Raw genomic sequence first — 14,433 nt, forward strand, 5'->3', positions numbered from 1 at the left:
TCCAGCCTAGGCCCTCCCGCCCCCGGCAGACCCCCGGCCACCCCCCGGGCACCTTCCTCGGACGCCACCCCTCGGACACCTTCCCCAGCCCCCGTCTCCGGCACGTTCCTCGGACCCGTCTCCGGCACCTTCCCCGGGCACCTTCCTCAGACGCCCTCCTCCGCCGCCACCCGGCCCGCCCGCACCGCCGCCACCAGGTCCGCGTGGTCGGCCTCCGTGCGGTCCGCGTACGCCACCGCGAACGCCGCCACCGCCTCGTCCAGCTCCTCGCTCTTGCCGGCGTACCCCGCGATCACCCGCGGGTCCGCGCTGTGCGCGTGCGCCCGCGCCAGCAGCGCTCCCGTCAGCCGGGCGTAGTCGTCGAGCTGGCTCGGGCTCAGCGCCGCCGGGTCCACGCTGCCCTTGCGGTTGCGGAACTGCCGCACCTGGAAGGGCCGCCCCTGCACCGTCGTCCAGCCCAGCAGGATGTCCGAGACCACCTGCATCCGCTTCTGCCCGGACACCACCCGGCGCCCCTCGTGCTCCTCCGGCGCCGCCTCGAAGCCCACCTCCGGCAGGTGCGGCAGCAGCACCGACGGCCGCGCCTCCTTCACCTGGAGCACCAGCGGCTCACCCCGGTGGTCCAGCAGCAGCACCACGTACGAGCGGGTGCCCACGCTGCCCGTGCCGACCACCCGGAACGCCACGTCGTGGATCGCGTACCGGGCCAGCAGCGGCAGCCGGTCCGGCTGCAGCGTGCCCAGGTACGGGCCCAGCGAGGCCGCCACCGCGGCCGCCTCCTCGTCCCCGACCCGCCGCAGTACCGGCAGCGCGTCCACGAACCGCCGCCCGCCGCCCGGCACGTCGTGCGTGGACTTCGCCGCGAACCGCGCGCTGGTGTTGTTGCGCGCCTTCTCCGCGACCTTCTCCAGCAGCCCCATCAGGTCCCGCACATCGGTGTGCGACACCAGCTCCTCGTCCGCGATGGCGTTCCACGCGTCCATCACCGGCAGCTTCGCCAGCAGCCGCATCGTGCGCCGGTAGGCGCCCACCGCGTCCTGCGCCGCCTCCCGGCACACCTCCTCGGACGCCCCGGCCACCCGCCCGGCCAGCACCAGCGAGGCCGCCAGCCGCTTCACGTCCCACTCCCACGGCCCGAACACGGTCTCGTCGAAGTCGTTCAGGTCGATCACCAGGCGCCCGCGCGCATCGCCGTACAGACCGAAGTTCGCCGCGTGCGCGTCCCCGCACAGCTGCGCGCCGACCCCGGTGACCGGCGTGCCCACCAGGTCGTGCGCCATCAGCCCGGCCGCGCCGCGCAGGAACGCGAACGGGTTCGCGGTCATCCGCCCCACCCGTATCGGCGTCAGCTCCGCGACCCGTCCGGCGTTCGACTCTTCGACCGCGCGGACCGCGTCCGGCCGTCCCGGCCTCGGCGTGAGCGTCGCGTGCGCCGCCCGCGGGACCCCGGTCCGCAGCGCACGGCCCTCGGCGCGCGGGGCGCCCTGCACGGTCCGCGGCGCGAAGCCGGCCACCTCGGGAATGCGCTCACTCATGGTCAAACCTCGTTCTCGGTGGTCCCGGTCCCCGCCGCGCACCCGTACTCGGTGCACAGATCGACAATCGGACGACCGTACCGACCCTTGCAGTTTCACGGAAGTCACTGATATCCCATGACAGTTAGGAAACTTTCCTATCCCAGCGCAGCTCCAGGAGACCCCTCATGAGAGCCCGTTCGCACGTCGCCGCCCTGGCCGCCGCACTCCTCACCGGCCTCGCCTCCCCCGCCCTCGCCTCCGCGGCCCTCCCGGCCGCCGCGGCCCCCGCACCGCAGGCCGCCCCCGCACCGCAGGCCGCGCCCGCGGCCGCCACCACCTACGAGGCCGAGACCGCCACCGTCTCGAAGGGCCTCGTCGAGTCCAACCACACCGGCTTCACCGGCACCGGGTTCGTCAACTACGACAACACCACCGGCAGTCACGTCGAATGGACGGTCAACGCCGCCCAGGCCGGCAACGCGACCCTCACCCTGCGGTTCGCCAACGGCAGCACCGCCGACCGCCCCATGAGCATCACCGTCAACGGCACCGTCATCGCCCCGGCCGTCTCCTTCGCCCCCACCGGCGCCTGGACGACCTGGTCCACCGTCTCCGTCACCGCGGCCCTCAAGGCCGGCGCCAACACCGTCCGCGCCACCGCCACCACCGCGAACGGCGGCCCCAACGCCGACCACCTCGCGGTCACCGCCGACGGCACGGTCCCGCCCGTCGGCGACACCCCCGTCGCCGTCAACGGCCAGCTCACCGTCTGCGGCACCAAGCTCTGCAACCAGTACGGCAAGCCCGTCCAGCTGCGCGGCATGAGCACCCACGGCACCCAGTGGTACAGCCAGTGCGTCACCGGCGCCTCCCTCGACGCCCTCGCCAAGGACTGGAAGGCCGACGTCCTGCGGATATCGACCTACGTCCAGGAAGACGGCTACGAAACCAACCCGCGCAAATTCACCGACCTCGCCCACAAGTTCATCGACGAGGCCTCCAAGCGCGGCCTCTACGTGATCGTCGACTGGCACATGCTCGACCCCGGCGACCCGAACTACAGCTTCAGCCTCGCCAAGACCTTCCTCACCGAGATCGCCAACCGCCACAAGGACAAGAACAACATCCTCTACGAGATCGCCAACGAACCCAGCGGCGTCTCCTGGGCCTCCATCAAGTCCTACGCGGAGAAGACCATCCCCGTCGTCCGCACCATCGACGGCAACGCGCCGATCATCGTCGGCACCCGCGCCTGGTCCTCGTTCGGCCTCTCCGAGGACGGCACCGAGGCCGAGGTCGTCAACAACCCCGTCCGCGCCACCAACATCATGTACACGTTCCACTTCTACGCCGCCTCGCACGGCACCGAGTACCTGGAAGCGCTGTCCCGCGCCGCCGACCGCATCCCGGTCTTCGTCACCGAGTTCGGCACCCAGAACTACGAGGGCGAAGGCGCCAACAACTTCAGCCAGAGCCAGAAGTACCTGGACCTGATGGCCGCCAAGAAGATCTCCTGGGTCAACTGGAACTACTCCGACGACGAACGCTCCGGCGCCGTCTTCAAGACGGGCACCTGTAACGCCGGCGGCCCCTACACCGGCACCAGCCGCCTGAAGGAGGCCGGCGTGTGGATCCGCGACCGCGTCCGCACCGCCGACGACTTCCCCACCAGCTGACCCCCGCCTGACACCGGACCGCCGCCGCCCACCGCCGCCCGCGGCGGTGGGCACCCGCAGGCGGCGCTACAGGCCCGCGTCCCTGGCCAGCAGCGCCGCCTGCACCCGGTTGTCGCACCCCAGCTTCGCCAGGATCCGGCTCACGTACGTCTTCACCGTCGCCTCGCTCATGTGCAGCCGCCGCCCCGCATCCGCGTTCGACAACCCCTCGCCCAGCAGCGCCAGCACCCCCAACTCCCGCTCGTTCAGCTCCGCCACCCGCTCCCGCGCCTCGGCCGCCGAAACCCCCTGCCGGCCCCGCCCCGCCCGGTCCGCACCCGCCGCCAGCTGATCCACCACGTGCCGGGTCGCCGCCGGCGACAGGTACGCGTCCCCCGCCGCGGCCGCCCGCACCGCCCCGATCAGCTCCGCCGGCGCCGAGTCCTTCAACAGGAACCCCGCACCGCCCTCCGCCAGGGCCCGCAGCACGTTGTCCTTCTCCCCGAACGTCGTCAGGATCAACGCCCGCACCCCCGGCGCCGCCCGCCGCAGCTCACCCAGCGCCGTCAGCCCGTCCATCACCGGCATCTGGATGTCCAGCAGCACCACGTCCGGCGCGTGCGCCCGCGCGCACTCCACCGCCTCCCGGCCGTTCGGCGCCTCCGCGACCACCTCGATGCCCGGGTCCGACGTCAGGATCATCCGGATCCCCGCACGGATCAGCGGCTCGTCGTCGGCGATGACCACCCGCACCACACCGCTCACCACGCGCTCCTCCTACCTGTCCACCTCGTACGACGTCTTCTCGATCAGCTTGCCGCCCTTGAAGCAGAAGCGGAAAACCTGCTCCTCCTTCAGATCCTCCGACGTCTCCTCCGACAACAGCACCAGACAGTCGGACCCCTCCGGCGCCAACGGCCCCGAACCGTCCAGCCCCGACGTCAGCAGATCACTGCCCTCCGGCAGCCGCGCCCGCACGCTCCGCTCCGAATCCCCGACCTTCACCCCGTCGTACTGCGGCCGCCCGATCGTCGCCTCCCGCGCCGTCCCCACCACCATGTACAACAGCACCCCGCCCGCGATCAGCAGCAGCACCCCCGCCAACGCCGCGATCCCACACCCCAGCGCGACCCCCCGCAGCCTGCTGCGCCCGGCCCGGCCCGCCAGCTCCCGGTCCACGGCCGCCCAGTCCACCGGACTCCCGTCCCCGGGCACCCCCGGCCCCCGCAACGGCACCGGCTGCGCCTGCTGCCCGAAGTCGTCGGCCGCGTCCACCGGCGCCACCACCGGCCCCGCCTGCTCCGCCCCGTACGGGAGCACACCCGCGACCCGGAACCCGCCGTCCGGCGATGCCCCCGCGTGCACCATCCCGCCGACCAGCCGGGCCCGCTCCCGCAGCCCCGTCAGCCCCTGCCCGCCGCTGACCACCTCACCGGCCCCCGGCCCGGCCGCCGGCCCGTTCGCGATCTCCACGACCAGCGAATCGTCCTCGTACCGCAGCTCCACCGCGATCGCCGCACCCGGCGCGTGCTTGTACGCATTGGTCAGCGCCTCCTGCACGATCCGGTACGCCGCGTGGTCGCACGCCGCGGCCAGCGCCCGCACCGGCCCCGAAACCGTCAGCCGCACCTCGGTGCCCGCCGCCCGTGCCGCCTCCACGACCCCCTCGATGCCCGCCACCCCGCGCGCCGCGGGCTGCGCGTCGTCCCCCGCGTCCGGCGCCTCCACCCCGTCCCGCAGGATCCCGACGACCTCCCGCAGCTCGTGCATCGCCGCCACCGACGCCTGCCGCAGCACCCCCACGGCCTCCCGCTGGCGTTCGGTCAGCGCGGGATCCACCTCCAGGGCGCCGGTGTGCACCGCGATCAGCGCCAGCTGGTGACCGAGGCTGTCGTGCATGTCCTGCGCGATCCGCTGCCGCTCCCGCAGCCGCGCCTGCCCCGCCACCATCTCCCGCTCCCGCAGCAGCTGGGCGTTGCGGTCCTGCATGGCGTGCAGCAGCGTCCGCCGCTGGTTCCAGTACCGGCTGGCCAGACCCGGCACCACCGTCGTCGCCAGGAAGATCAACGTCGCGAAGAAGATCATCTGGAGGAGCCTCAGCGGCTGCCCCTCGACGGCCACCGACACCCCGACGCTCAGCACGAACGCCAGCGTGAACGCGACGATCGCCCGCCCCACCCCGACGATCCGCCGCCCCGCCGTCCAGCCCGCCAGGATCGTCACCAGCGCCATCCCGGCCAGCCAGCCGCCCAGCGCGCACGACACCACGAGCACCCCGGCCGGCATCCGCCGCCGCAACAACGAGAGGAACGCCACACCGACCCCGGTGAGCGCCACCTTCCAGTCCGGATCCCCCGCGAGATCCGCGATGCCCGCACCCATCAGCGCCAGCATCCCGGCGAGCACGAACTCCGCCGCCACCCGGCGCCGGGGCCACGGATCCGGGCCCTTCAGCCAGCTCCAGCCCCGGCCCAGCTTCTCCTTCACGTCCACGCCCCGACCCTAGGCACCGGCCACCTCGGTGTCCGCTCTCTTTCGTCGCGCCCCGCGCGACGAAAGTCGCCGCCGTCCGCGCACACGAAGAAGCCCCGCGGATCTGTGATCCGCGGGGCTTCCGCTTGCTGTGGGCGAGGGGGGATTTGAACCCCCACGTCCCGAAGGACACTGGCACCTGAAGCCAGCGCGTCTGCCGTTCCGCCACTCGCCCGAGTAGCTACCGGGGGGCTTCCCTTGCGGGCCGTTCCCCTGGCGACATCGGAACATTAGCACGTCGGACGGGGTGGAATCACATCGCTTTCCCCGCCCCCCGGCACCGCCCGCGACACCGCACCGGCCACCGCCGCCCGCCCCTCCCCTCCCGCTGTCCCCGCCAGGTGCGGGACACTGTCCGGGAGCCGCCTCTACGATCCCTTGTGAGGGGCAACACTCGTCCGCCGGACAGATAAGGGGAACCAGCCGATTTCCCCACGCGTGGATACGATCAGTAAGCAGTACCAGGGCGACAACGACGGAGGAGGTGCCCCATGGGAGTCCTGAAGAGGTTCGAGCAGCGACTTGAAGGTCTGGTGAACGGCACCTTCGCCAAGGTGTTCAAGTCCGAGGTCCAGCCGGTCGAGATCGCAGGAGCACTCCAGCGCGAGTGCGACAACAACGCGACCATCTGGAACCGCGAGCGCACCGTCGTCCCCAACGACTTCATCGTGGAACTCAGCGCCGGCGACTACGAGCGGCTCAGCCCGTACTCCGGCCAGCTCGGCGACGAGCTCGCCGGCCTCGTCCGCGACTACGCCAAGCAGCAGCGCTACACCTTCATGGGACCCATCAAGGTGCAGCTGGAAAAGGCCGACGACCTCGACACCGGCCTCTACCGCGTGCGCAGCCGCACCCTGGCCTCCTCCACCTCCCAGCCGCAGCCGGAACAGCAGCACCCCGGCCACGGCACCCAGGGCGCCCAGCGCCCCGGCGGCTACGGCTACCCGCCGGCCGCCGTCCCCCCCATGCCTGCCGGCCCGCCCCCGGGCGGCCCGCAGCGGCGACCGGGCCCCACCGGCCCGACGCCCGCGCCCGGCGGCGGCGACCGACTGCGCCGCTGGATCGAGATCAACGGCACCCGCCACCAGATCTCCCGCCCGACGCTGGTGCTGGGCCGCAGCACCGAAGCCGACGTGCGGATCGACGACCCCGGCGTATCCCGCCGGCACTGTGAGATCCGGACCGGAACGCCCTCGACGATCCAGGATCTCGGGTCCACCAACGGCATCGTGGTGGACGGGCAGCACACCACCCGCGCTACGCTCCGCGACGGCTCGCGGATCGTCGTGGGCAGCACGACCATCATTTACCGGCAAGCCGAAGGGTGAAGCGGGGGCAATGTCAGAGCTGACCCTGACGGTCATGCGGCTGGGTTTCCTGGCCGTACTGTGGCTGTTCGTCATCGTGGCCGTCCAGGTCATCAGGAGCGACCTGTTCGGCACGCGGGTGACCCAGCGCGGTTCGTCACGCCGCGGCGGGGGCGACACCCGCGCACAGCAGCCGCAGGGAGGCCGACAGGCCGCACCCCCGCAGCAGCGCCAGCGCCGTGGGGCGCCCACCAAGCTGGTCGTCTCCGAGGGCACCCTCACGGGCACGACGGTCGCCCTCCAGGGGCAGACCATCACCCTGGGCCGCGCCCACGACTCCACCATCGTGCTGGACGACGACTACGCCTCCAGCCGCCATGCCAGGATCTACCCCGACCGCGACGGCAACTGGATCGTCGAGGACCTGGGTTCGACCAACGGCACCTACCTCGACCGGGCCCGGCTGACCGTAGCGACACCCATTCCGCTGGGCGCCCCGATCCGCATCGGCAAGACCGTCATCGAGCTGCGGAAGTAGTACGAGAATGAGCGAGCGGAGCGAGCGAGCCGCGGCGGTCCCCACAGCGGACCCGAGCGCGCTCCCGACCGGAGGGTGGGCAGTGTGGCTCGAGACCGGTTGTACCCGGAGGCATCGTCGACTGGGCAGGTGCACATGAGTCTGTCCCTGCGGTTCGCCGCCGGATCGCACAAAGGCATGATCCGCGAGGGGAACGAGGATTCCGGTTACGCCGGACCCCGCCTCCTCGCGATCGCCGACGGCATGGGCGGCCAGGCCGCCGGCGAGGTCGCCAGCTCCGAGGTGATCTCCACCCTCGTCCAGCTCGACGACGACGTGCCCGGCTCCGACCTGCTCACCTCCCTCGGCACCGCCGTCCAGCGGGCCAACGACCAACTGCGCGTCATGGTCGAGGAGGACCCCCAGCTCGAAGGCATGGGCACCACGCTCACCGCCCTGCTGTGGACCGGCCAGCGCCTGGGACTCGTCCACGTCGGCGACTCCCGCGCCTACCTGCTCCGCGACGGCGTCCTCACCCAGATCACCCAGGACCACACCTGGGTCCAGCGCCTCGTCGACGAAGGCCGGATCACCGAGGAAGAAGCCACCACGCACCCGCAGCGCTCGCTGCTGATGCGCGCCCTCGGCAGCGGCGACCACGTCGAACCCGACCTCTCCATCCGCGAGGTCCGCGCCGGCGACCGCTACCTGATCTGCTCCGACGGGCTCTCCGGCGTGGTCTCCCACCAGACCCTCGAAGAAACCCTCGCCGGCTACCACGGCCCCCACGAAACCGTGCAGGCGCTCATCCAGCTCGCCCTGCGCGGCGGCGGCCCCGACAACATCACCTGCATCGTCGCCGACGTCCTCGACACCGACAGCGGCGACACCCTCGCCGCCCAGTACACCGACACCCCGGTCGTCGTCGGCGCGGTCGCCGAGAACCAGCACCAGCTGTTCGACGGCGGCGCCATGCAGACCCCCGCCGGCCGCGCCTCCGGCCTCGGCCGCCGCCACCAGGCCCCGCCCGCCGGCGGCTTCGGCCCGCCCGGAAGCGGCGAAACCCCCGGCTACGGCGCCGCACCCGAAGGCACGTACGGCAGCTTCGGCGACCACGACGGCTTCGACGACTACGACGACGAAGACGACGAATTCGCCCCCCGCAAAGGGCGCAAGTGGCTCAAGCGGTCCCTCCTCCTGCTCCTCGTCGCCGGCGTGATCGGCGGCGGCCTCTACGGCGGCTGGCGCTGGACCCAGACCCAGTACTACGTCGGCGTCAAGGACGAACACGTCGCGCTCTACCAGGGCATCAGCCAGGACCTGGCCTGGATCAGCCTCTCCAAGGTCGACCAGGACCACCCCGAGATCGAACTCAAGTACCTGCCGTCGTTCAAGCAGAAACTGGTCAAGGACACGATCAGCGAAGGCAGCCGCGACGAGGCGGTCGAGAAGATCAAGGAACTGGCCACCCAGGCCTCCGCCTGCCAGAAGGACGAGCAGCGCCGCAAGGCAGAAGCCACCGCGAAGCCCGCACCCGACGCCGGCACCACCACCCGCACCAACCCGACACCCACACCCGGACCCAGCCTCAGCGCCGAAGAGCAGAAGCTGGTCCGCCTGTGCGACGAGCAGTAATAGCTGGAGCAGTAAGCGGGCACAGGGGGCCCGCCACACCATGAGCGTTGTCACCAACACGACCACCATCGGCGCCATCGAGCTGCCGAGCCGGCGCAACACCGAGCTCCTGCTGCTCGCCTTCGCCGTGGTCATCCCGATCTTCGCCTACGCCAACGTGGGCCTCGCCGTCCACGGCAAGCTGCCCCCCGGCATGCTCGCCTACGGACTCGGCCTCGGCCTCCTCGCAGGCCTCGCCCACCTCGTCGTACGCCGCTACGCCAAGTACGCCGACCCGCTGCTGCTGCCCCTGGCCACCCTGCTCAACGGCCTCGGCCTCGTCCTGATCTGGCGCCTCGACCAGTCCGAACGCCTGCAGAACCTCGCCAAACGCCAGTTCGGCGCCTTCTCACCCTCGGCGCCCAACCAGCTCTTCTACACCGCGGTCGGCATCGCCCTCTTCGTCGGCGTCCTGCTCCTCCTCAAGGACCACCGCACCCTCCAGCGGTTCACGTACATCTCCATGGCCGCCGCCCTGGTCCTCCTGATCCTCCCCGTCGTCCCCGGCCTGGGAGCCGACGTCTTCGGCGCCAAGATCTGGATCAGCGTCGCCGGCTTCTCCATCCAGCCCGGCGAATTCGCGAAGATCGTCATCGCCGTCTTCTTCGCCGGCTACCTCATGGTCAAACGCGACGCCCTCGCCCTCGCCAGCCGCCGCTTCATGGGCCTCTACCTGCCCCGCGGCCGCGACCTCGGCCCCATCCTCATGATCTGGGCGATGAGCCTGCTCATCCTCGTCTTCGAGAACGACCTCGGCACCTCACTGCTGTTCTTCGGCATGTTCGTGATCATGCTGTACGTCGCCACCGAACGCACCAGCTGGATCGTCATCGGCCTCCTCATGTCCGTCGGCGGCGCCGTCGTCGTCGCCGGCTTCTCCGGCCACGTCGAAGCCCGCGTCAACGCCTGGCTCGACCCCTTCGCCTGCTACACCACCTCCGGCGCCTGCGAACAGGTGGGCCAGTCCCTCATGTCCTTCGGCTCCGGCGGCGTCCTCGGCACCGGCCTCGGCCAAGGCCACTCCGACCTCATCCTCTTCGCCGCCAACTCCGACTTCATCTTCTCCACCGTCGGCGAAGAACTCGGCCTCGCCGGCGTCATGGCCTTCCTCCTCCTCTACGGCCTGATCATCGAACGCGGCGCCCGCACCGCACTCGCCGCCCGCGACCCCTTCGGCAAGCTCTTCGCCATCGGCCTCTCCGGCGCCTTCGCCATCCAGATCTTCGTCGTCGCCGGCGGCGTCATGGGCCTCATCCCCCTCACCGGCATGACCATGCCCTTCCTCGCCTCCGGCGGCTCCTCGGTCATCGCCAACTGGGCCCTCATCGGCATCCTCATCCGCATCAGCGACACCGCGCGCCGACCCGCACCGGCCCCCGCCCCGTCCCCCGACGCCGAGATGACCCAGGTGGTCCGACCCTCATGAACAAGCCGCTGCGCCGCATCGCGATCTTCTGCGGGCTGCTCGTCCTCGCCCTCCTCGTACGCACCAACTGGCTGCAGTACGTCCAGGCCGAAGAACTCAGCACCCGCAAGGAGAACCGCCGGGTCGCCATCGCCCAGTACGCCCAGGAGCGGGGCAACATCATCGTCAACGGCGGCAAGCCCATCACCGGCTCCGCCGTGACCGACGGCAGCGACTACAAGTACAAGCGCACCTACATCGACGGCCCCATGTGGGCACCGGTCACCGGCTTCGCCTCCCAGGCCTTCGGCTCCACCCAGCTCGAAAAGCTCGAAGACAAGATCCTCACCGGCAACGACGACCGGCTCTTCTTCGACCGCACCATCGGCATGTTCACCGGCGACAAGAAGCAGGGCGGCAACGTCGTCACCACCCTGATGCCCGCCGCCCAGAAAGCCGCCTTCAAGGGCCTCGCCAGCAACAAGGGCGCCGTCGTCGCACTCGACCCCCGCACCGGCGCCATCCTCGCCCTCGCCAGCGCCCCGTCCTACGACCCCTCCTCCTTCGCCGGCAACTCCAAGAGCGACGAGAAGGCCTGGGTCACCCTCAAGGACAGCAAGAACAAGGAAATGGTCAACCGCGCCCTGCGCGAGACCTACCCGCCCGGCTCCACCTTCAAGGTCGTCACCGCCACCGCCGCCCTCGAACACGGCGTCGTCACCGACATCAACGCCCCCACCGACACCCCCGAGCCGTACATCCTCCCCGGCACCCTCACCCCGATGGTCAACCAGCACGGCGGCTGCAAGAACGCCAGCCTCAACAAGGCGCTCGAAGTGTCCTGCAACAGCGTCTTCGCCAACATGGGCGACAAGGTCACCCGCGACAAAATGGTCGAAACCGCCGAAAAGTTCGGCTTCAACGACGCCGAGATCGACACCCCCGTACGCGCCTTCGCCAGCGTCTACGACAAGACCATGAGCCGCGACGGCAACGCCCAGTCCGCCATCGGCCAGTTCAACACCGCCGCCACCCCCCTCCAGATGGCCATGGTCGCCGCCGCCGTCGCCAACGACGGCAAGCTCATGAAGCCGTACATGGTCGACCAGCTCACCGCCCCCAACCTCGACGTCCTGGAACGCACCGACCCGGAGGAGATGAGCCGCCCGCTCTCCCCCGAGAACGCGCAGAAGGTCCAGGACATGATGGTCAACGTCGTCGAGAACGGCACCGGCACGAAAGCACAGATCGACGGCGCCACCGTCGGCGGCAAGACCGGCACCGCCCAACACGGCGAGAAGAACAAGAAGCGCCCCTACGCCTGGTTCATCTCCTACGCCAAGACCGACAAGGGCGCCGTGGCCGTCGCCGTCGTCATCGAGGACAGCGGCGCCACCCGCGAGGACATCAGCGGCGGCGGCCTCGCCGCCCCCATCGCCAAGGACGTCATGGAAGCCGTCCTCAAGGCCCAGGGGTAGCACCGGAGCCGACCGAAGGTGACACACCTCACGCCACCGGACCCCGGTGGCGAACGGTACCGGTCCGATATCAGCCTGCGGTCACGGACGGCAGACACACACACGGCCGGTAGCCTTTGCGCGAACAGCACACCGCCGGACCACACACACGGGTGCGGTCGGGACTGACGGAGAGGGCTGGAACGTTATGGAAGAGCCGCGTCGCCTCGGCGGCCGGTACGAGCTGGGCTCGGTGCTCGGCCGTGGTGGCATGGCCGAGGTCTATCTCGCGCACGACACCCGGCTCGGCCGCACCGTCGCCGTGAAGACGCTGCGGGCAGACCTCGCCCGCGACCCGTCCTTCCAGGCCCGGTTCCGCCGAGAGGCCCAGTCCGCCGCCTCGCTCAACCACCCGGCGATCGTCGCCGTCTACGACACCGGCGAAGACTACGTCGACAACATCTCCATCCCCTACATCGTGATGGAGTACGTCGACGGCTCCACCCTGCGCGAGCTCCTGCACTCAGGCCGCCGACTGCTGCCCGAACGCATCCTGGAGATGACCAGCGGCATCCTCCAGGCCCTCGAGTACTCCCACCGCGCCGGCATCGTCCACCGCGACATCAAGCCGGCCAACGTCATGCTCACCCGCACCGGCCAGGTCAAGGTCATGGACTTCGGCATCGCCCGCGCCATGGGCGACTCCGGCATGACCATGACCCAGACCGCAGCCGTCATCGGCACCGCCCAGTACCTCTCCCCGGAGCAGGCCAAGGGCGAACAGGTCGACGCACGCTCCGACCTCTACTCCACCGGCTGCCTCCTCTACGAGCTGCTCACCGTCCGGCCCCCGTTCGTCGGCGACTCCCCCGTCGCCGTCGCCTACCAGCACGTACGGGAAGAACCCCAGCCGCCGAGCAACTTCGACCCCGAGATCACCCCCGAGATGGACGCCATCGTCCTCAAGGCACTGGTCAAGGACCCCGACTACCGCTACCAGTCCGCCGACGAGATGCGCGCCGACATCGAGGCCTGCCTCGACGGCCAGCCCGTCGCCGCCACCGCCGCCCTCGGCGCCCCCGGATACGGCGGCTACGGCTACCCCGACCAGAACCACGGCTACGGCCACGGCGGCTACGACCAGCCCACCACCGCCCTGCGCACCGCCGACCCCGGCCAGACCTCGATGATGCCGCCCATGCCGCCCGGCGGCGACGGCGGCTACCCCCCGCACGGCTACGACGACGGCGGCCGCTCGACCCGCCGCCAGAAGAAGAGCAAGGCCTCCACCGTCCTGCTCGCCGTAGCGGCCATCCTCGTCCTCGTCGGCGCCATCCTCATCGGCACCACCCTCACCCGCAAGACGGGCAGCGACACCTTCGCCGCGCCGGACCTCGTCGGCACCGTCTTCGCCCAGGCGGTCAAGAACGGCGGCAACGTCGGACTGACCGTCGTCGAGGCGAAGAAGGAAGCCTGCGAGAACCAGCCCAAGGGCAGCGTCTGCAGCCAGGACCCCGCGGCCGGCGCCGACGTCACCAAGGGCGACACCATCAACGTGGTCGTCTCCACCGGCGCCCCGAAGGTCTTCGTACCCGACGTCATCAACGTCTCCTTCGACGAGGCCGAGAAGACCCTCAAGGACAAGGGCTTCGACGTCCAGCGCAAGAACGAGGAGTCCGAGCGCACCGCCGGCACCGTCCTCAAGCAGAACCCGCCCGGCAGCTCCTCCGTCGAGAAGGGCTCCACGGTGACCCTCACGGTCGCCAAGGAGGCCGAGAAGTCGACCGTCCCCGACCTGTCGGGCAAGACCGTCGACGAGGCGAAGAAGGCCCTGGAGGACGAAGACCTCCAGCTCGGCAGCACCACCGAGGTCGACTCCACCGCCACCCCCGGCACGGTCGTCGAGCAGAGCCTCGCGCCCAACGTCGAGGTCGCCAAGGACTCCACCGTCAACGTGAAGATCGCGAAGGCGGCGGCGCAGGTCCAGGTACCGCAGCTGTTCGGCAAGACGGTCGCCGAGGCCCGGCAGATCCTCCAGCAGAACAACCTCGCCTTCGGCTCGGTCGTCTCCGGCCCCCAGGACGAGAACGCGCTGATCCTGTTGTCGGAGCCCGGCGCCGGCACCCCGGTCGCGGCCGGCTCCGCCGTCAACGTCCGCACGGCCCAGGGCCAAGGCGGCGACCAGGGCGGCCAGCAAGGCGGCCAGCAGGGCGGCGGCGGCTTCATCGGCGGCCTCCGCGGCAACTGACCGCGTCAGCTGACGAAGGCCCGGTTACCCCCTCGGGGGGAACCGGGCCTTTCTCGTGCCCGGGCCCGACACGGGGATAACGGATAAGCGGAACGTGTCTTCATATGTCGGTACTCGTTAT

At 70.8% G+C, this 14,433-nt stretch carries 10 protein-coding genes and 1 tRNA gene; 7 read left to right on the forward strand and 4 right to left on the reverse strand.

Annotated features, from left to right (window positions below; all coding sequences use genetic code 11):
* Positions 1-146: 146 nt before the first annotated feature.
* Positions 147-1,535 (reverse strand): DUF2252 domain-containing protein, encoded by a 1,389-nt coding sequence (locus OG764_RS18400; RefSeq protein WP_328969516.1) that lies wholly within the window; start codon positions 1,533-1,535, stop codon positions 147-149.
* Positions 1,536-1,702: 167 nt separating this feature from the next.
* On the opposite strand from OG764_RS18400, the gene OG764_RS18405 reads away from it, so the two are divergent.
* Positions 1,703-3,193, forward strand: a complete 1,491-nt coding sequence (locus tag OG764_RS18405) for a cellulase family glycosylhydrolase (RefSeq protein WP_328969517.1) — start codon at positions 1,703-1,705, stop codon at positions 3,191-3,193.
* 66 nt (positions 3,194-3,259) lie between these two features.
* Here the strand turns inward: OG764_RS18405 and OG764_RS18410 are convergent, their stop codons facing one another.
* The 3 genes from OG764_RS18410 to OG764_RS18420 all read right to left on the reverse strand — a co-directional run bounded on the left by OG764_RS18410 (position 3,260) and on the right by OG764_RS18420 (position 5,879).
* Entirely contained in the window at positions 3,260-3,928 is a 669-nt protein-coding gene (locus tag OG764_RS18410; RefSeq protein WP_328973061.1) for a response regulator transcription factor, read from the reverse strand.
* Between the two features lie 21 nt (positions 3,929-3,949).
* Positions 3,950-5,665 (reverse strand): sensor histidine kinase, encoded by a 1,716-nt coding sequence (locus OG764_RS18415; RefSeq protein WP_328969518.1) that lies wholly within the window; start codon positions 5,663-5,665, stop codon positions 3,950-3,952.
* 131 nt (positions 5,666-5,796) lie between these two features.
* A tRNA-Leu gene (locus OG764_RS18420) sits at positions 5,797-5,879 on the reverse strand.
* 316 nt (positions 5,880-6,195) lie between these two features.
* Between OG764_RS18420 and OG764_RS18425 the strand changes: the two genes are divergently transcribed.
* The 6 genes from OG764_RS18425 (at position 6,196) to pknB (ending at position 14,312) form a co-directional block, all read left to right on the forward strand.
* The gene (locus OG764_RS18425) at positions 6,196-7,032 is read left to right on the forward strand and encodes a DUF3662 and FHA domain-containing protein (protein WP_328969519.1); all 837 of its coding nucleotides are present in this window, start codon (positions 6,196-6,198) and stop codon (positions 7,030-7,032) included.
* A 10-nt stretch (positions 7,033-7,042) separates the two neighbouring features.
* Positions 7,043-7,549, forward strand: coding sequence for an FHA domain-containing protein FhaB/FipA (locus OG764_RS18430; protein ID WP_328969520.1), 507 nt, complete (start codon positions 7,043-7,045; stop codon positions 7,547-7,549).
* Positions 7,550-7,684: 135 nt separating this feature from the next.
* On the forward strand, positions 7,685-9,163 hold the full coding sequence (locus tag OG764_RS18435; protein ID WP_328969521.1) for a PP2C family protein-serine/threonine phosphatase: 1,479 nt from the start codon (positions 7,685-7,687) through the stop codon (positions 9,161-9,163).
* 40 nt (positions 9,164-9,203) lie between these two features.
* A complete protein-coding gene (locus tag OG764_RS18440; protein ID WP_328969522.1) occupies positions 9,204-10,628 on the forward strand; it encodes an FtsW/RodA/SpoVE family cell cycle protein in 1,425 nt (474 codons plus the stop codon).
* Complete coding sequence (locus tag OG764_RS18445; protein WP_328969523.1) at positions 10,625-12,085, forward strand: peptidoglycan D,D-transpeptidase FtsI family protein; 1,461 nt, start codon at positions 10,625-10,627, stop codon at positions 12,083-12,085. The genes OG764_RS18440 and OG764_RS18445 overlap by 4 nt, the downstream gene beginning before the upstream one ends.
* A gap of 187 nt (positions 12,086-12,272) precedes the next feature.
* Positions 12,273-14,312 (forward strand): Stk1 family PASTA domain-containing Ser/Thr kinase, encoded by a 2,040-nt coding sequence (gene pknB, locus OG764_RS18450; RefSeq protein WP_328969524.1) that lies wholly within the window; start codon positions 12,273-12,275, stop codon positions 14,310-14,312.
* Positions 14,313-14,433: the final 121 nt, after the last annotated feature.

The sequence above is a fragment of the Streptomyces sp. NBC_00239 genome (assembly GCF_036194065.1).
Taxonomy (GTDB): domain Bacteria; phylum Actinomycetota; class Actinomycetes; order Streptomycetales; family Streptomycetaceae; genus Streptomyces.

What these genes read in the sequence shown, in the direction of transcription:
- OG764_RS18435 (WP_328969521.1), top strand. Translation starts at nt 7,685, where the DNA reads ATGAGTCTGTCCCTGCGGTTCGCCGCCGGATCGCACAAAGGCATGATC.
- OG764_RS18405 (WP_328969517.1), top strand. Translation starts at nt 1,703, where the DNA reads ATGAGAGCCCGTTCGCACGTCGCCGCCCTGGCCGCCGCACTCCTCACC.
- OG764_RS18440 (WP_328969522.1), top strand. Translation starts at nt 9,204, where the DNA reads ATGAGCGTTGTCACCAACACGACCACCATCGGCGCCATCGAGCTGCCG.
- OG764_RS18445 (WP_328969523.1), top strand. Translation starts at nt 10,625, where the DNA reads ATGAACAAGCCGCTGCGCCGCATCGCGATCTTCTGCGGGCTGCTCGTC.
- OG764_RS18430 (WP_328969520.1), top strand. Translation starts at nt 7,043, where the DNA reads ATGTCAGAGCTGACCCTGACGGTCATGCGGCTGGGTTTCCTGGCCGTA.
- OG764_RS18400 (WP_328969516.1), bottom strand. Translation starts at nt 1,535, where the DNA reads ATGAGTGAGCGCATTCCCGAGGTGGCCGGCTTCGCGCCGCGGACCGTG.
- pknB (WP_328969524.1), top strand. Translation starts at nt 12,273, where the DNA reads ATGGAAGAGCCGCGTCGCCTCGGCGGCCGGTACGAGCTGGGCTCGGTG.
- OG764_RS18425 (WP_328969519.1), top strand. Translation starts at nt 6,196, where the DNA reads ATGGGAGTCCTGAAGAGGTTCGAGCAGCGACTTGAAGGTCTGGTGAAC.